Source organism: Roseicella aerolata, from assembly GCF_020523605.1.
Taxonomy (GTDB): Bacteria; Pseudomonadota; Alphaproteobacteria; order Acetobacterales; family Acetobacteraceae; genus Paracraurococcus; species Paracraurococcus aerolatus.
Genome location: NZ_JAJAQI010000004.1, coordinates 51,119 through 67,758, shown reverse-complemented (window position 1 = coordinate 67,758; position 16,640 = coordinate 51,119). Strand labels below are relative to the sequence as shown.

General features: G+C 73.5%; 16 protein-coding genes. 7 read left to right on the top strand and 9 right to left on the bottom strand.

Features of this window, described 5'->3' with window-relative positions:
- Positions 1-2: 2 nt before the first annotated feature.
- Positions 3-596: a F0F1 ATP synthase subunit delta gene (locus tag LHA35_RS03980; RefSeq protein ID WP_226604792.1), complete on the bottom strand. Its 594-nt coding sequence runs from the start codon at positions 594-596 to the stop codon at positions 3-5.
- A gap of 208 nt (positions 597-804) precedes the next feature.
- Here LHA35_RS03980 and LHA35_RS03975 point away from each other — a divergent pair, with 208 nt between their 5' ends.
- The gene (locus LHA35_RS03975) at positions 805-2,013 is read left to right on the top strand and encodes an MFS transporter (RefSeq protein WP_226604791.1); all 1,209 of its coding nucleotides are present in this window, start codon (positions 805-807) and stop codon (positions 2,011-2,013) included.
- 135 nt (positions 2,014-2,148) lie between these two features.
- Here LHA35_RS03975 and LHA35_RS03970 read toward each other — a convergent pair whose 3' ends face one another.
- Positions 2,149-4,356 carry a primosomal protein N' gene (locus tag LHA35_RS03970; protein WP_226604788.1) on the bottom strand — a complete coding sequence of 736 codons (2,208 nt, stop codon included), beginning with the start codon at positions 4,354-4,356 and terminating at the stop codon, positions 2,149-2,151.
- A gap of 111 nt (positions 4,357-4,467) precedes the next feature.
- Here LHA35_RS03970 and fsa point away from each other — a divergent pair, with 111 nt between their 5' ends.
- The 3 genes from fsa to LHA35_RS03955 all read left to right on the top strand — a co-directional run bounded on the left by fsa (position 4,468) and on the right by LHA35_RS03955 (position 6,810).
- A complete protein-coding gene (gene fsa / locus LHA35_RS03965; RefSeq protein ID WP_226604786.1) occupies positions 4,468-5,124 on the top strand; it encodes a fructose-6-phosphate aldolase in 657 nt (218 codons plus the stop codon).
- Positions 5,121-5,798 (top strand): DUF484 family protein, encoded by a 678-nt coding sequence (locus LHA35_RS03960; protein ID WP_226604783.1) that lies wholly within the window; start codon positions 5,121-5,123, stop codon positions 5,796-5,798. Before fsa ends, LHA35_RS03960 begins: the two co-directional genes overlap by 4 nt.
- Before the next feature lie 79 nt (positions 5,799-5,877).
- Entirely contained in the window at positions 5,878-6,810 is a 933-nt protein-coding gene (locus LHA35_RS03955; protein WP_226604780.1) for a tyrosine recombinase XerC, read from the top strand.
- Between the two features lie 183 nt (positions 6,811-6,993).
- Here LHA35_RS03955 and LHA35_RS03950 read toward each other — a convergent pair whose 3' ends face one another.
- Both LHA35_RS03950 and LHA35_RS03945 read right to left on the bottom strand, forming a co-directional pair.
- Complete coding sequence (locus tag LHA35_RS03950) at positions 6,994-7,407, bottom strand: hypothetical protein (RefSeq protein WP_226604777.1); 414 nt, start codon at positions 7,405-7,407, stop codon at positions 6,994-6,996.
- A 169-nt stretch (positions 7,408-7,576) separates the two neighbouring features.
- On the bottom strand, positions 7,577-9,139 hold the full coding sequence (locus LHA35_RS03945) for a M81 family metallopeptidase (protein ID WP_226604775.1): 1,563 nt from the start codon (positions 9,137-9,139) through the stop codon (positions 7,577-7,579).
- 66 nt (positions 9,140-9,205) lie between these two features.
- Between LHA35_RS03945 and argE the strand changes: the two genes are divergently transcribed.
- From argE to LHA35_RS03930, 3 genes are all read left to right on the top strand, one after another.
- Positions 9,206-10,363, top strand: coding sequence for an acetylornithine deacetylase (gene argE, locus LHA35_RS03940; protein WP_226604772.1), 1,158 nt, complete (start codon positions 9,206-9,208; stop codon positions 10,361-10,363).
- Positions 10,363-11,412, top strand: a complete 1,050-nt coding sequence (locus LHA35_RS03935; RefSeq protein ID WP_226604770.1) for a M14 family metallopeptidase — start codon at positions 10,363-10,365, stop codon at positions 11,410-11,412. The genes argE and LHA35_RS03935 overlap by 1 nt, the downstream gene beginning before the upstream one ends.
- A 188-nt stretch (positions 11,413-11,600) precedes the next feature.
- Entirely contained in the window at positions 11,601-12,884 is a 1,284-nt protein-coding gene (locus LHA35_RS03930; protein ID WP_226604769.1) for an NAD(P)/FAD-dependent oxidoreductase, read from the top strand.
- A 69-nt stretch (positions 12,885-12,953) separates the two neighbouring features.
- Here LHA35_RS03930 and LHA35_RS03925 read toward each other — a convergent pair whose 3' ends face one another.
- From LHA35_RS03925 to mutT, 5 genes are all read right to left on the bottom strand, one after another.
- Positions 12,954-13,862, bottom strand: a complete 909-nt coding sequence (locus LHA35_RS03925) for an ornithine cyclodeaminase family protein (RefSeq protein ID WP_226604767.1) — start codon at positions 13,860-13,862, stop codon at positions 12,954-12,956.
- Between the two features lie 214 nt (positions 13,863-14,076).
- On the bottom strand, positions 14,077-14,847 hold the full coding sequence (locus tag LHA35_RS03920) for a competence/damage-inducible protein A (protein ID WP_226604765.1): 771 nt from the start codon (positions 14,845-14,847) through the stop codon (positions 14,077-14,079).
- Positions 14,844-15,272: a type II toxin-antitoxin system VapC family toxin gene (locus tag LHA35_RS03915; RefSeq protein ID WP_226604763.1), complete on the bottom strand. Its 429-nt coding sequence runs from the start codon at positions 15,270-15,272 to the stop codon at positions 14,844-14,846. Before LHA35_RS03915 ends, LHA35_RS03920 begins: the two co-directional genes overlap by 4 nt.
- The gene (locus LHA35_RS03910) at positions 15,269-15,562 is read right to left on the bottom strand and encodes a FitA-like ribbon-helix-helix domain-containing protein (protein ID WP_226604761.1); all 294 of its coding nucleotides are present in this window, start codon (positions 15,560-15,562) and stop codon (positions 15,269-15,271) included. The genes LHA35_RS03915 and LHA35_RS03910 overlap by 4 nt, the downstream gene beginning before the upstream one ends.
- A 48-nt stretch (positions 15,563-15,610) precedes the next feature.
- Complete coding sequence (mutT, locus tag LHA35_RS03905; RefSeq protein ID WP_226604757.1) at positions 15,611-16,618, bottom strand: 8-oxo-dGTP diphosphatase MutT; 1,008 nt, start codon at positions 16,616-16,618, stop codon at positions 15,611-15,613.
- Positions 16,619-16,640: the final 22 nt, after the last annotated feature.

Below are 16,640 nucleotides of genomic sequence, written 5' to 3'. Positions count from 1 at the left end.
GGTCAGGCGGCCCCTTTCATCGCGTACTGCAGGCGCTGCAGCTTGGATTTGATGCTGTTGTCATAGAGCCGGGAGCCGATCCGCAGGATCAGCCCGCCGAGGATCGAAGGATCCACCCGCTCCGAAAGCTTCACGCCGGAGAACCCGGCCTCGGTCAGCCGCGCGCTGATCTGCGCGCGCTGGGTGTCGTTCAGCGGATGCGCGCTGGTGACATGCGCGGTCTGCTGGCCACGGCGCGCCGCGAGCAGCGCGCCGAAGGCCTGCGCCACCTGCGGCAGGGCGTAGAGGCGGCGGTTCGCCACCAGCACGCCCACCAGGTTGCGGACCTCGCCGCCGATGCCGGCGCGGTCCAGGATGGCGAAGGCGCCCTTCCTCTGCGAGCCGCTGTCGAGCCGCGGATCGGCGACGAAGGCGCGGAAGGCCTCGTCGTCGCGCCACAGCGCGAAGAGCCGTTCGAGATCGGTGGCGATGCGGTCCACCGTGCCAGGGTCCGTCTGGCGGCGGTCATCCGCAAGGCCCAGCAAGGCCTGCGCATAGCGCTCGGCAAGGCCGGACGTGGTGGGGGCGGAGGAGGAATTCGTCTCGGCGGAGGCCACGGGCAGTCCCGGTCCTGTTTCCTGATGGCGCGCATGCGCGCGGGATCGCCAGCAGGCGTCCGCCGGCGCGGTGCGGGGGGCCTTTACCATGGGGTTCACGCCCCCGCAATCTGGCCCGGGCCCCGACCTTTCGGCCATGGCCGAACCCGTGCAGGACGCGGTTGCGGCAGGGTTCCGGCGGCGATGCGGGGAAAAAGGGGCCAGCGGCATGGCGCGGCGCGCGGCAATGTTCTTCGGCTGGCAGGTGGTCGCCGCGGCCTTCGTCGTCGCCGTGTTCAGTTGGGGCATCAATTTTTACGGCCCCTCGGTCTATCTGCACGCCCTGCATGCGCGGGAGGGCTGGTCGCTTTCCCTGATCTCGGCCGCGATCACCCTGCATTTCCTGGCGAGCGGCCTGGTGGTCACGCGCCTGCCCGCCCTGCACCGGCGCCACGGCCTGGTCGCGGTGACGCGCGCCGGGCTGCTGGCCTGCGCCGCCGGCGCCATGGCCTGGGGCCATGCCTCGGCGCCCTGGCACCTGATCCTGGCCGCCCTGCTCACCGCGCTCGGCTGGGCGCTGACCAGCGGGGTCGCGATCAATGCCATGGTGGCGCCCTGGTTCGAGAGGCGGCGCGGCGCCGCCCTCTCCATGGCCTTCAACGGCGCCAGCATGGGCGGCGTGCTCTTCGCCCCGCTCTGGGCGGCGCTGATTGGCGCCTTCGGCTTCGCGGGCGCCTCGATCTGGGTCGGGCTGCTGGTGGCCGGCCTCGGCTGGGTGCTGGCCGGGCGCTGGTTCGCGGCCGGCCCGGCGGAGATGGGGCTGTTCCCCGATGGTGCGGCCGGCCCGCCGGCGCCGCGGCCGATGGCCGCACCCGCCGGGCCGCTCTGGCGGCAGGGGCCGTTCCGCAGCCTGTCCCTCGCCTTCGCCCTCGGGCTGCTGGCGCAGATGGGGCTGCTGACCACCTTGTTTTCCATCCTCGCGCCGGCGCTCGGGGGGGCGGGGGCGGGGCTGGCGATGAGCGTGGCGACCGCCTGCGCCGTCATCGGCCGGACCGCGGTCGGGGTGCTGCTGCCGCCCGGGCTGGACCGGCGGCTGGCGGGCTGCGGCAATTTCCTGCTGCAGGCCGCCGGCTGCCTGGTGCTGGCCCTGGCGGGCGGCGGGACGGCGGCGCTGCTGCTCGGCGTGGTGCTGTTCGGCCTCGGGATCGGCAACCTGCTCTCGCTGCCGCCGCTCATCGCCCAGGCGGAATGGCCACCGGAGGAGGTGGCGGCGGTGCTCGCCCTGCTGACCGCGGTGAACCAGGCCTTCTACGCCTTCGGCCCGGCGCTGTTCGGGGCGGCGCTGGAGGGCTGGGGCGCGGCGGCCCCACCGGCCCTGGCGGCGGCGCTGCAGGTGGCCGGCGCAGGGGTGCTGCTGACAGGGCGGCGGCGGGGCTGAGCAGCGGGACAGATCGGCATGCCCTGTGAGCGCCCGCGGCGGATGGCGCTCCAGACCGGATGCCGGTCGGCTGGAGCTCCCTGCCATCCGGGCAGGCTCACGCGGCCGGTCATTCACGGCCTCCCACGGACCGCGTTACAGGAACCCCACCGGGTCCACATCCACCTGCACCCGGACATGGTTCGGCACCGGCACCCGCGCCAGCCATTCCCTGAGGATCGGCTGCACCGCGATGTCCCGCCGGGTCTTCAGCAGCAGCCGCCGGCGGTGCCGGCCGCGCAGCAGGGCCAGCGGCGCCGGGGCCGGGCCCAGCACCTGCACCCCCTCCCCGCCCGGCGCCGCGAGGCCGAGGTCGCGCGCCGTCCGGTCCGCCTCCCGCTCCTCCTCCGAACTCACGATCAGCGCGGCGAGGCGCCCGAAGGGCGGCCAGTGGCCGGGGCGGCGCATCGCCGCCTCCTCCTGCATGAAGGCGTCGAGATCGCCCGAGACCAGCGCCCGCATCACCGGATGGTCGGGCGAGAAGCTCTGCAGCAGCACCCGCCCCGGCGCCTCCGCCCGGCCGGCGCGGCCGGCGACCTGGTGCAGTAACTGCACCGTGCGCTCGGCCGCCCTCAAATCGCCACCCGCCAGGCCAAGATCGGCATCCACAACGCCGACCAGGGTGAGATGCGGGAAATGCCAGCCCTTGGCGACGATCTGCGTGCCGATGATAAGGTCCACCTCGCGGTCCTGGATCGCCCGCGCCGCTTCCGCCGCCGCGGCCGGCCCCGGCAGGGTGTCGGAGGCCATGACCAGGCGGCGCGCGTCGGGCCACAGCGCCGCGGCCTCCTCCAGCACACGCTCCACCCCGGGACCGACGGCCGTCAGGCTGTTCGCGGTTCCGCATTCCGGGCATTCGGCCGGGGGGGCCTCGGCATGGCCGCAATGGTGGCATTGCAGGCGGCGCTGCGCGCGGTGCTCGACCAGCCAGGCCGTGCAGTTCGGGCAGCGCAGCCGGTGGCCGCAATGCCGGCAGAGCGTCAGCGGCGCATAGCCCCGGCGATTCAGGAAGAGCATGGCCTGCTCCCCCCGTTCGATGGTGGCCGTGACGGCCTCCGCCAGCGGCGGCGCAAGGAAGCGCCCGCGCTCCGGCGGGGTGCGCCGCAGGTCGATCACCTCGACCGCCGGCAGGGTCGCGCCGCCATGCCGCTGCGGCAGATGGAGCGCGGCGTAGCGCCCCATCTCCACATTCGTCAGGCTCTCAAGGCTCGGCGTCGCGGAGACCAGGATGCAGGCGGCTCTGGACAGCCTGGCGCGGACCACCGCCATGTCGCGGGCGTGGTAGACCACCCCGTCCTCCTGTTTGAAGGCGGTCTCGTGCTCCTCATCGACCACGATCAGGCCGAGATCGGGAAAGGGCAGGAAGAGCGCGCTGCGGGCGCCGACCACCACGGGCGCATCCCCCTCCGCCACCGCCCGCCAGGTGTCGCGGCGGGTGCGGGAGGTGACCTCGGAATGCCAGAGCGCCGGGGCGACGCCGAAGCGCGCCTTGAACCGCTCCAGCCACTGGGCGGAGAGCGCGATCTCGGGCAGCAGGACCAGCGCCTGCCGCCCCTGCCGCAGGCATTCGGCCACGGCATCCAGATAGACCTCGGTCTTGCCGGAGCCGGTGACGCCCGTGAGCAGGGTGACGCCGAACGCCCGTGCCGTGACCTGGGCGCGCAGCGCCGCCCCGGCCTCCGCCTGGTCCGCGGCCAGCGCCGGGCCGGGATGCTCCGGGTCCGGCCGGCTGAAGCGGCTCCGGTGCGGCAGCAGCGCCGGGCGGATCAGCCCGTTCTCCGCCATGCCCCGCAGCACGCCGAGCGAGACCTTCGCCGCCTCGGCCAGCGGGGCGCCGGCATAGACCTGGCCGGGGCGCATCGCATCCAGCACCCGCTGCCGCTCGGGCGTGATGCGGGGGCGGCTGTTGCCGCCGGGCGGGGCCAGGATCCAGCCGGCCTGGGGGGTCGGCGCCTCCAGCGCCGCCGGCATGCTCATTGCCATGCGCAGCACCGCGCCGGGCGGGCTGAGGGTGTAGGCCGCGACCCAGTCGATGAAGCGCCGGAGGTTCGCCGTCATCGGCGGGGCGGGCAGCACGGCGGAGACGGGGCGCAGCCGGCGATCCGGGACCGGGTTCGGCTCGGGCTCCGCCGGCGGGTCCCAGACCACCCCCACCACTTCTCTTTGGTTGAGCGGAACGGAGACGAATTCTCCTGGACGGAGGGCCATGGAAGCAGGCACTGCGTAGTCATAGGCCCCGGCCAGCGGCAGGGGCAGCAGAACCGGCACCCGTGTCCTGGCCGACACGGTCAGCGTGTCTTTCATATCGCGGTGCTTTCCCGGGCGGGGGAGCATCGGGTATCCTGGTCTAGAACAATTGCGCAACGAGTACCCGAACCCCCCACCGCTGCGCCTGTACTGAAGGATCCCCAGACCATGAAGTTCTTCGTGGACACCGCCGAGGTGTCGGAGATCCGATCCCTTGCCGAGGCGGGACTGGTCGATGGCGTGACCACCAACCCCAGCCTGATCGCCAAGTCCGGCCGCCGGATGGCCGAGGTGATCGCCGAGATCTGCGCCATCACCCCCGGCCCGGTCTCCGCCGAGGTCACCGCCACGGCATACGAGGAGATGCTGGCGGAGGGCCGGTACCTCCGCGAGATCGCGCCCAATGTCGCGGTCAAGGTCCCGCTGACCGAGGCCGGCCTGCGCACCTGCCGCGCCCTCTCGGCCGAGGGCACCCTGGTGAACGTCACCCTCTGCTTCTCCCCCGCGCAGGCGCTGCTCGCCGCCAAGGCCGGCGCTACCTTCATCTCGCCCTTCGTCGGCCGCCTCGACGACATCGCCACCGACGGGATGCAGTTGATCGCGGATATCGTGAAAATATACCGCAACTACCCGCATCTTAAGACAGAAGTCCTTGTCGCGTCCATCCGCCACCCGATCCACCTGGTCGAGGCCGCCAAGCTCGGCGCCGGGGTGGCGACCCTGCCGCCCGCGGTCATCCGCCAGCTCCTCAAGCACCCGCTGACCGACCGTGGGCTGGAGGCCTTCCTGGCGGATTGGCGCAAGACGGGTCAGAGCATCCTGTGAGCGTCACCCAGACCGGCGCCGCTCCCCTGCCGGAGCCCGAGCCGGAGCTCCCCACCGCCGAGGCGGTGGCCGCTTTCCTTCGGGCGCATCCGGACTTCCTGGCGGAGCGGCCGGAGCTGTTCCGCGCCCTGTCCCCGCCGCGCCGCATCCATGGCGAGCGCCTGGCCGACCACATGTCCGCCATGCTCGCCGCCGAGCGGCGCCGGGTCCGCAGCCTGGAGGCGGAGATGGATGCCGCCGTCACCGCCGGCCGCGCCGGCCACGGCCTGACCATCCGCGTCCGCCTTGCGGTGCTGGCGCTGATGCGCAGCACCGACGTGATCGACACGGTCACGCAGGAATTGCCGGCGCTGCTCGGCATCGAGACCTGCACCCTGCTGAGCGAGAAGCCCGACCGCCGCGGCCTCCTCTACCTGCCGCGCGGCACGGTCATGCGGCTCATGGGCCCGGGCAAGGACGCGCTGGTGCGCTCCGCCCCCACCGAGACCGACACGTTGCACGAGGAAGCGGCCTCGCTCGTCTCGCGCGACGCGCTGGTGCGGGTGCCGGTCTGGACCGGGACGCCGACCATCCTGGCCCTCGGGGCGCGCGACCCGCACGCGCTGCCGGCGAAGCAGGCCACCGCGACCCTCGCCTTCCTGGGGCGGGCGGTGGCGGCGGCCCTGGCGCGCTGAGCCGATCAGGACCTGGGGGGCGTCGCCCCCAGCCCCCCACCAGGGGTCAGGCGCCCCCTGGACCAGCCTGGGTCTGCCCATGACCGGCGCCGAGGCTCGCCTGCGGTATCTTGACTGGCTCGCCAGGGAGAGGCGCGCGGCGGGCAATACCGTCGAGGCCTATGGGCGGGATCTCGCCGACTTCCTGCATTTCCTCAACGGGCATCTGGGCGAGGAGCCGGATCTGGGCGCGCTCGCCGGGCTGCGGCCGGCCGATCTGCGCGCCTTCCTCGCCGCCCGCGCCGCGGCCGGCGCCGGCGCCGCGACGCGCGCCCGCCAGCTCGCCGCCATCCGGGGTTTCCTCCGCTATCTCGCGAAGACCCGGGGGCTGGAGCCCCTCGCCCTCTCCACCATCCGCGGCCCCCGCCTGAAGCAGCCCGTGCCGCGCGCCCTGACGCCCGAGCAGGCGCGTGAGGCCGCCAGCGACATCGGCCAGGTGCACGACCCCGCGCGTGCCGAGCGCCCGGCCGAACAGGCCGCGCGCGACGTCGCGCTCATCACCCTGCTCTATGGCTGCGGCCTGCGCATTTCGGAGGCGCTGTCGCTGGATGTCCGTGACGCGCCGCTGCCGGGCGGCGAGGCGGCGCTGCGCATCACCGGCAAGGGCGGCAAGCAGCGCCTGGTGCCGGTGCTGCCGGCGGTGCGCCAGGCGATCGCCGCCTATCTCGCGCTGCGCCCCGGCGCGGCACCCGGCGAGCCGCTCTTCCTCGGCGCCCGCGGCCATCGGCTGGACCCGGCCGTCGCGCAGCGATCCCTGCGGGAGTACCGCCGCCTCGCCGGCCTGCCGGAGCATGCGACGCCGCATGCGCTCCGGCACTCCTTCGCCACCCACCTGCTGGGCGGCGGCGCGGACCTGCGCGCGATCCAGGAATTGCTCGGGCATGCCAGCCTCTCGACCACGCAGCGCTATACCGCGGTGGACGCCGCCGGGCTGCTGGCGACCTGGAGGAAGGCGCATCCTCGGGCGGACTGATACTGTCCCGCAGTCATGCTGATGCCGTTCTGCGGCCTCGGCGCGGGCTGCGCCCTCGCTGCGGGGGTCAAGGATCGGGGCCGTTGGCATGATGCCAGCCGGTACGGTACCCCGTCCCGCCGGACCGGCATGCTCCGCCGCGCCCGGGCCCGCCCCGCCAGATGCGGCCGCGTCAGACCGCGATCACGGAGACCCTGGGCCGGTATCCGGCCCGAGGCGCTCCCCCCAGGCGACGCGGCCATCCCTGACCACGAAGTACAGGAAGTTCGGGTCATCATAGACGGCCTCGGCACCCTCCGGCAGGCCCTTGGGCATCTGGCAGTCGGCGGTGACCACGACGCGGTAGGTTCGGCATCTCTCCCAGACCTCCGCCTCGGTGAAGCGCCGGAAATCCTCCTCCGGGCCGGCGAGCAGGCCGTGCCGGGACTCGCGCGCCACCTCGGCCCGCAGCCCCTCCTCGCCGGCCAGGATCGGGGCGGCGGCAAGCAGGAAGTCGGCTTCGCCGGGGCTGCCGTCGAAGATGGCGATCAGGTGGGTATAGGGGCTGCCGCACATCGCATCGCCCAGGATGCGGAGGGGCCGAAGCGGTGTCCACACGCAAGCCGGTTCCACCGGCTGGGCCGCGCCGCGCGCCCCGGTCGCCACCACCGGCAGCCCTCCCCGGCCGGACGGGCTTACCGCCCCCTCGCCTGGCCGCGCGGCCAGGCAGGATCCTGCCGGCACCATCCCCCGCCTCCGCCACCCGCAGGGCAAGGCCGCGGCGCCGTCAGCCCTCCCACGCCGCCTCCGCATCCAGCGGGAAGACCGGCCGCTTCAGCCGCTTCCAGGCGAAATTCGCCAGCACCGGGCTGGTCAGGCCGGGCGCGTCCACCTCGATGATGCGGTCATCGGGAAAGAACTCGTCGAAGCCGGCGCGGAAATGCCCGCGGCTCTTCACCACCACGCAGCGCGCCTGCCCGATCGCGATGCCATGCATCTCCAGCATCGCCGGCTCATGCAACTGCCGACGCAGCGAGCCGATGACGACGCGCAGCCCGGACCCTGCCAGTTCCAGCAGCGCGGAGGGGCCGAGGCTGAAGCGCCGCCCGGCCATGGTGCCGCGCCGGCCCACCCCCTCCCCGTCGCGCAGCGCCAGCACCCGCGCGGTTGCGGCGAAGCGGCGGGAGAATTCGGATTCGGCCCGGTTGAACACCGCCTCGAACCCCGCGCCCTCGCCCAGCGCATGCGCCTCCTCTGCCAGCGCCGGATCGACGAAGACGCCGAGCACCACGCCGCGCGCCCCGGCCCTGTGCAGCGCCTCGAGCAGCCAGGCCGTGTTGCCGCGCCCGCCGCCGCCCGGATTGTCCGCGACATCGGCGAGCAGCACCGGCGGCGCCTCGCCCCGGCCGGCCGCGACCGCCATCGCCACGGCCTCCGCCAGCGGGGTGAGATGCGGCACATGCCGGTGGCGCTCCGCCCAGGCGTGCCGGGCAAGCCGTGCCGCCGCCTCATCCGCTGCCCGCTGGGCCAGGGCGGCATCACCGCCACGCGCCGTCACCGTCACGGTCATCCCGCATTTCGGCAGGTCGGAGAAGACGAAGCCGCCCGCGACCGAGGCATTGGCGATGCGCGGATCCTCCCGCATCAGCGCCTCCGCCTCGGCGATCCGCTCGGCATAGGGGCCGGAGGCGGTCAGCAGTGTGACGGAAGGCGGCACCAGCGGCAGGCGCAGGAAGGCCCGCGCCATGCGCCCACCGGCCAGCATTTCCCGCAGCAGATCGGCCGATTCGGCGGCGCGCGCCGCCATGTCGACATGCGGGTTGGTGCGGTAGACCACCAGCGCATCCACAGCCTGGACCAGCCGCTCACTCACGTTGCAGTGAAGATCATGGCTGCAGATGATCGGCACGGCCGGCCCGACCACCTGCCGGACCATGGCCACCAGCCTGCCATCGCTGTCCTCCTCCCCGGTGGCCGAGGAGGCGCCATGGCTGGCGATGTAGACGCCATCCAGCGGCAGGGCGGCGGCCAGGCCGCGCCGCATCTCATCCAGGAAGCCGAGGAACACCGCCTGCTCGATCGGCCCGCCGGGCGGCGCGGCGGCGATCAGCACCGGCACCGGCTGCCAGGGGCCGGTCGCATCCATCCGGCGGTAGAAGCCCGGGATCTCCGCCGGCAGATGGCTGGTCGCGCCGCGCGCCAGCGCCGTCATCGCGCCGCCGCGCACCAGGCATTGCCGCTCGAAATCAGTCAGGCGCGTCGGCGGCGCGAAGGCATTGGCCTCCAGATGCAGGCCGAGAATGGCGATCCGCGGCCCTGTCGCCCCGGCGGTTGCCTCGCGCTGCTCCATGCCTTCTCCTCCGGGCCGGATTGCCGGCCCGCGCGCCCCGTATAGACTGGACGCGGGAGACAGGGGATGCATGACGAAGCCGTCACACTGCTGGAGCGGCTCGTGTCCTTCGACACGACGAGCCGCAACAGCAATCTGCCTCTCATCCGCTGGGTCGAGGCCTGGCTCGCGGCGCGCGGCGTCGAGAGCCGGGTGACGCTCGACGAGACGGGTGAGAAGGCGAACCTGCATGCGGTGGTCGGGCCGCGCGCGCCGGGCGGCATCGCGCTGTCCGCGCATGTCGATTGCGTGCCGGTGGAGGGCCAGGACTGGCGGGCCGATCCCTTCACCCTGCGCCGGCAGGATGGGCGGCTGATCGGCCGCGGCACCGCCGACATGAAGGGCTTCGCCGCCTGCGCCATCAGCATGATGCCGCGCTTCGCCGCGATGGACCTGCGCCGCCCGGTGCATCTCTGCCTGACGCATGATGAGGAAACCACCGCCGAGGGCGCGCGCCGGCTGGTGCCGACACTCGGACAGGAAGAGCCGCCGCCTGCCTTCTGCATCGTGGGCGAGCCGACCGGCATGGCGCCGGTGATCGCGCAGAAGGGCTATGCGAGCTGGTTCGTCACCGTCACCGGCCTCGCCGGCCATTCCTCCCGCACCACCGAGACCGCGAATGCCCTGCAGGCCGCTGCCGAGGGCGTCGCCTGGCTCGCCGCGCGGGCGCGCGACTACGCCACCGCCGGCCGCCGGCTGGAAGGCTTCGAGCCGCCCTGGACCACCGTGCATGTTGGCACCTTCCAGGCCGGCTCGGCGCTCAACATCGTGCCGGACCGCGCCGACTTCGCCTTCGAGATCCGCAGCATCCCGGGCGATGATCCCGCCGCGGTGCTGGCCGGGCTCCAGGACTACATGGAGCGCGAGGTGATGCCGCCGCTGCGCGCAATCGCCCCCGATGCACGGGTGGAGGTGCGGCCGCGCTCCTCCCTGCCGGGCTTCGACCTGCCGGAGGACTCGCCCCTCGCCCTGCTGGTGCAGCGGCTGACCGGCCGCAACCGCGTCGCGCGCGTCAGCTACGGGACGGAGGCGGGGTTCTTCCAGGATGCCGGAATCGCCACCATTGTCTGCGGGCCGGGCCATATCGCCCAGGCGCACCAGCCGGAGGAATGGGTGGCGGAGAGCGAGATCGCGGCCTGCATCGACGTCCTGGGACGGCTTGCCGGCACGCTGACGGACGGATGATGGCCGGCACGGACCACCTGCCCCCCGCGCTCGCGGCCTTCCTCGCCGGCGGCCATGGCGGCCCGCCGCGGATGGAGGTGAATGTCGCGCTGCCGGACCTGCGGCCCTGGCAGGGCGGCAATGTGCTGCCCGGCGTCTGGAGCTTCGCGGCCGAGGCGCCGGGGCCGCATGTGGCGGTGATGGCGGCGACGCATGGCAACGAGATCGGCGGCGCGGTGATGCTGGACCGCTGGCTGCGCGCCGGGCTACGGCCGGTGCGCGGGCGGCTCAGCCTGATCTTCGCCAATCTCGATGCGCTCTTCCGCTTCGACCCGTCCGACCCGACGGCGAGCCGCTTCATCGACGAGGACCTGAACCGGCTCTGGGACGAGGAGACGCTCTCCGGTGGCCGCCGCTCCTGCGAGTTGCGGCGCGCGCGGGCGCTGCGGCCGATCCTCGACACGGTCGATGTGCTGCTCGACCTGCATTCGATGCTCTGGCCCTCCGACCCGCTGATGCTGACGGGGCGGCCGGCGCGCGCCGCGCAACTCGCGCTGCGGATCGGCCTGCCTTCCCTGGTGGTGGCGGATGAGGGCCATGCGGCGGGGCTGCGCATGATCGACTACGCACCCTTCGCCGACCCGGCGGGGACGCGCACCGCGCTGCTGCTGGAAGCGGGCGCGCATTGGGAAGCGGCGACGGTCGCCACCATGGAAGTGGTGGCGGCGCGGCTGCTGCGCCTCGCCGGGACGGTGGCGGCGGAGGATCCGGTGCTACCGCCGCTGCCGGGCGGCCTGCCGGTGCCGCGCCTCGCCGAGGTGACGCGCACGGTGACGGCGGAGACCGCCCGCTTCACCTTCCTCCGGCCCTTCCGCGGCGGCCATGTGGTGCACGAGCGCAACACGCTGATCGCCCTGGACGGGGAGGAGGAGATCCGCACCCCGCATGACGACTGCCTGCTGGTGATGCCGAGCCTGCGCACCATGCCGGGCCAGACGGCGGTCCGGCTGGCCCGCTTCGTACCGGGTCAGGGCAAGGGCCGGCCGGGTGGACCCACTCGGGCGGCGTAATCGGACCGCCCGATACGCCTCATCACGCGCGCCGGGCGGTCCGCGGCGGATATCGGCAGGCCGCGACCGAACGGGCGCGTGACCCTGCCCGACAGCAAGGAGTGCCGGCGCATCGGTGCTCAGTCCCGGGTGCAATCCGCGGCCGGACGTCAGAGCCGATCGCCACAGGGAAACAGGAAGACAGCCGCATGCAGGGCGACCCGCGCAGCCACGGCCTCTGGGAGCGTACCGCCCCGCCGCCGCCCGCGACCGTACCGCTGGAGCGTGACATCGAGGCCGAGGTCGCCGTCATCGGCGCCGGCTTCACCGGCCTCTCGGCCGCCCTGCACCTGGCGGAGGGCGGCCTCTCCGCCGTGGTGCTGGAAGGCGCGGAGATCGGCTTCGGCGGCTCCGGCCGCAATGTCGGCCTGGTGAATGCCGGCATGTGGGTGATGCCGGACGACCTCCCGGCGGCGCTCGGCGAGACCTATGGCCGGCGGCTGCTCGACCTGCTGGGCAACGCGCCCGCCGCCGTCTTCGCGCTGATCGAGCGGCACGGGATCGACTGCGAGGTGGAGCGGCAGGGCACCCTGCATTGCGCCGTCGGCCGCAAGGGCCTGCGGGAGCTGGCGGAGCGGGAACGCCAGTGGCAGGCACGCGGCGCGCCGGTGCGCCTGCTCGACGCGGCGGAGGCCGCCGCGAAGCTGGGGACGGAGGCCTATGCGGGCGCCCTGCTGGATGCGCGCGCCGGCACGGTCCAGCCGCTCGCCTATGCCCGTGGCCTCGCCACCGCCGCCATCGGGGCCGGCGCGGTGATCCATGGCGGCAGCCCGGTGCTGGCGGTGGAGGACGAAGGCGCGGCCTGGCGGCTACGCACGCCGCGCGGCTCGGTCCGCTGCCAATGGGTGATCGTGGCGACCAATGCCTATACCAGCGGGGTCTGGCCGGAGATCCGGGCGGAGCTTGTGCACCTGCCCTATTTCAACCTCGCCACCGCGCCGCTCGGGGATAATCTGCGCCGCTCCATCCTGCCGGAGCGGCAGGGGGCCTGGGACACGCGGGAGGTGCTGAGCTCCTTCCGCATGGACCGGCAGGGGCGGCTGGTCTTCGGCAGCGTCGGCGCGCTGCGCGGCCCGGGCCGGGCGATCCACCGCGCCTGGGGCCGCCGCGCCCTGGCGAGGCTCTTCCCGCAGCTCGGCGCGGTGGAGTTCGAGTCGGAGTGGTACGGCATGATCGGGATGACTGGGAACAGCCTGCCGCGCTTCCACCGGCTCGGCCGCAAGGTGGTGTCCTTCAGCGGCTATAATGGCCGCGGCATCGCGCCGGGCACGGTGTTCGGGCGCTGCCTGGCGCAGCTGGTGCTGGGCCAGGTCGCGGAGGCGGAGCTGCCCCTGCCGGTCACCGATCCCGCGCCGGCGCGCTACCGCGCCGCGCGGGAGGCCTGGTACGAGGCCGGCGCGCAATTGGCGCATCTCGCCGGCGCCCGGCTGTAGCGCGGGAGGGCGCGGCCACCCGGCCACGCCATGCTGCCCGAAGGGCGGGAGCCGCCGGTGCGGGGCGGCTCAGCCCCGCGCCCGCAGGCGGTCATGGACCAGCCGCGCCGCGGCGACATCCTCCACCGCCATGCCGACCGATTCGAAGACCGTCCGCATGCCCGGCGGCACCCGCTGCCTGCCCGCCAGAATCTCGCCCAGTTCGGCCTGCACCTCGGCGCCGGAGAGCAGCACATCCCCGGATTCCCGCAGCACGGCCTCCCGCGAATCCGCCACCACGAAGGCGCCACGCATGGCGGCCTCGTCCAGTTCCCGGCCCTTGGGGCCGCGCCAGCCCACGGCGTTCACATGCGCATGCGGCGCCAGCCAGGCGCCCTGCAGCACCGGCTCGAGGGAGGAGGTCGCAGTGACCACCACATCGGCGCCGCGCACCGCATCCTCCGCCAAGGGCATGGCGACGGCGCCGAGTTCATCGGCCAGGCGCGCCGCCTTCGCGGGCGTGCGGCCCCAGATGCGCACCTCCTGGAAGCTCCGGACCAGCCGCAGCGCCTCCACATGCACCCGCGCCTGCACGCCGGTGCCGAGGATGGCGAGCACCCCGGCCTCCGGTGCGGCGAGGGCCCGTGTCGCCACGGCCGAGGCGGCCGCCGTCCGCATCTCGGTGATCAGCCGCCCATCCATCACCGCCAGCGGCTCGCCCGTCTCCGGGTCGAAGAGCAGGATCATGGCCATGTGGGTGTGCAGGCCGCGCCCGGCATTGCCGGGATAGAAGGTGACGAGCTTCACGCCCATGCCGACCTCGCCCGCCGCCGGCATGGCGCCGAAGAAGCCGCCCTGCGGCTCGACCGTCAGCATCTGCCGGACGGGCTGCGCCACCCGGCCGGCGGAGAAGGCGATCAGCGCCTGCTCCACCGCCGGGATCAGGTCCTCCATGCGCAGGACGGCGCGCACCTGCGCCTCGTCGAAGAAGGGCAGCATCACGAATCTCCCGGATCAGTCCGGCGCATCCTCGCGCCCCCGGCCTGTCTCTGCCAATGCGTGGGCGGCGCCCCGGCCCTGCCGCCATGCGGGCCGGGCGGGCTGCCTGCCTGAACCGCCCCCGCGGGGCCGAGGCCCGGGACGGATCGGGCGGGCCGGCTGGCGCCCCTGCCTCCGCCGGGAGAAAGCCTGGCCGGCGCCAACCCTGGTGCGGCTATTCCGGCACCGGCTCGCCCTGCTGCGCCTCGCCGAATTGCGCCAGCAGGGCGAAGCACTCGGCCGCCGCCTGCTCCACTGCGGCGCCATCCGTGCCCTTCGCCACCAGCGCGACGCCGCCGCCCTTGCCGCGGTAATAGGGATAGCTGCCGAGATCGAGCGCCGGATACTTCGCCTGAATGGCGGAGAGCCCGTCCGCGATCTGGCCTTCATAGACATAATGCGCGTGCACGGTGCGGGAGAGGATGGGCCTGCCGCCCTCCAGCCCCGGCGCCAGCGCCTCGAACATGCTCCGCATGATGCGCGGCACGCCGGCCATCACATGCACATTGCCCATGCTGAAGCCGGGCGCCGAGGTCTCCGCGCAGCGGATCGGCACGGCGCCGCGCGGCAGGGTCGCCATGCGCAGCCGGGCGGCGTTGAACTCCACCGGCGGGTCGCGGCGGGCATAGTCGGCCGCCATCAGCGCGCGGGTTTCCTCATGCACCTCCCAGGGCACGCCGAAGGCGCGCGCCACGCATTCGCTGGTGATGTCGTCATGCGTCGGGCCGATGCCGCCGGTGGTGAAGACATGGGTGAACCTCGCCCGGCATTCGTTGACCGTGTCGATGATGGTCTCCGGCACATCCGGGATCACCCGCGCCTCCCGCAGCGGGATGCCGATCTCGCCGAGGCGGGTCGCCAGGTATTGCAGGTTGGCGTCGCGGGTGCGGCCGGAGAGGACCTCGTTGCCGATGATCAGCAGGCAGGCGGTGGGGTTGCTTGTCATGGCGTTTCCTGGACGTCGTCGGGGGACCAGAGGGGAATGGCGAGCGCTTCGGCGAGCGCCGCGAGGCGGCGGTCGAAGGTGGCGAGCATCGCCTCCTCGCGCCGGGCGAGAGCGAGGTAGAGGCAGTCATGGACGGGGTGCAGGTGGCGACGGGCGATGGCCGCAGCACTGTCGATCAACAGCGAGTCGGGTGTCCAGGCGATCCCGCCCGAACGCAATTCGCGCAGGGCGGCCTCCGGATAGTCCAGAGGTATCGGCCTGCGGCGGCGCATATGCATCGCCATCGCATTGGCGACTTCGACCTGCAGGAAGGTCGGGGCCATGAGGGGCACGGAGCCGGACTGCAACTGCGCCGCCCTGGTGGATTCCGGCTCCTCGACATACCAGGCAAGGGCGACGGATGCGTCCGGGACGACCGGCGTCACGGCTCGCCACGCGTCGTGCCGTCCCTCCTCCCATGCGCCATGAGCTGCCGGTCCCGCTCCTCACGCATCTCTCGGATCAGGTCGACGGAGGAGACGTCGCTGGGCAGGCAGCGGGCACGCATCGCCGCGGCGCGTGCGGCCCAGGCCGCCCGGTCGAACCCGGCCGATGCGGCCGCCGCGGTCAGCGCCTCCCGCGCCACCTGCTCAAGCGACGTCCCGCGCTCAAGCGCGAGGCGCTTGAGCCGCTCGATCACCGCATCATCTAGGTTGCGCACCAGCATCTGGCCCATCACGCACCCTCCGCTATCATTCAATGATAGCATCCCGACAGGTCGGGCCTACAGGAAATCCCGCAGCATCGCCACCAGCGGCTTGTCCGCCGGGGGCATGGCATAGGCGCCGAGCTTCTGCGGCTTCACCCAGGCCAGCGCCTGTCCCTCCACCGCCCGCACCTCGCCATGCCAGCGCCGGCAGAGATAGAGCGGCATCAGCAGGTGGAAGTTTTCGTAGGTGTGGGAGGCGAAGGTGAAGGGACCGAGGCAGGCGACCGAGACGTCGATGTCGAGCTCCTCCTTCAGCTCGCGGATCAGCGCCTCCTCCGGCGTCTCGCCCGGATGCACCTTGCCGCCGGGGAATTCCCAGAGGCCAGCCAGCGGCTTGCCCTCCGGCCGGCGGGCCAGCAGCACCCGGCCATCGGCATCGATCAGCGCGACGGCGGCGACCAGCAGCACCGGCTTGCCGGTGGCGGGTGCTGCCACGGCCGGCGCGGGCGGTGGCGGGGCATCGCCGGTGATCTCCTCCCGCCCGCCCTCGAAGAGCAGCACCGGCATCGGCCCGCCGCGCGAGAGGAAGGTCTGCACCCCCTCCCCCGCCGGTCGCAGCCCGATGCGCCGCAGCACCGCCTGGGAGCGCGGGTTGTCGCGCAGCGCACTCGCCCGGATGGTGGCGATGTCGAGATGGGCCAGCGCCCAGCGGCAGAGCCGCGCCGCTGCCTCCGGCGCCACGCCATGGCCCCAGAAGCGCCGCCCGACCCAGTAGCCGAGCTCGGCCGCCTTGCCGTCCCGGCCGCGGGTCAGCCCGACGCAGCCGATCAGGTGCTCGGCGCCGTTCTCCTCGCCGATGATCGCGAGATGCCAGGCCTCCCCGGCCGCGATCTGCGCCCAGGTGGAGGCGATCCAGGTGTCGGCCAGTTCGCGCGGATAGGGGAAGGGCACGCGGGCCAGGGTCTTCGCCACCTCCCAGTCATTGACTAGGCGATGCAGCGCGGCGGCGTCCTCCGCGCGCAGGGGGCGGAGCGTCAGCCGCTCCGTGCGGAGCGGGGCGAAATCGGGGGGAGCCGGGGTCACGGGCGGGAGGAGCTCGCTGCGG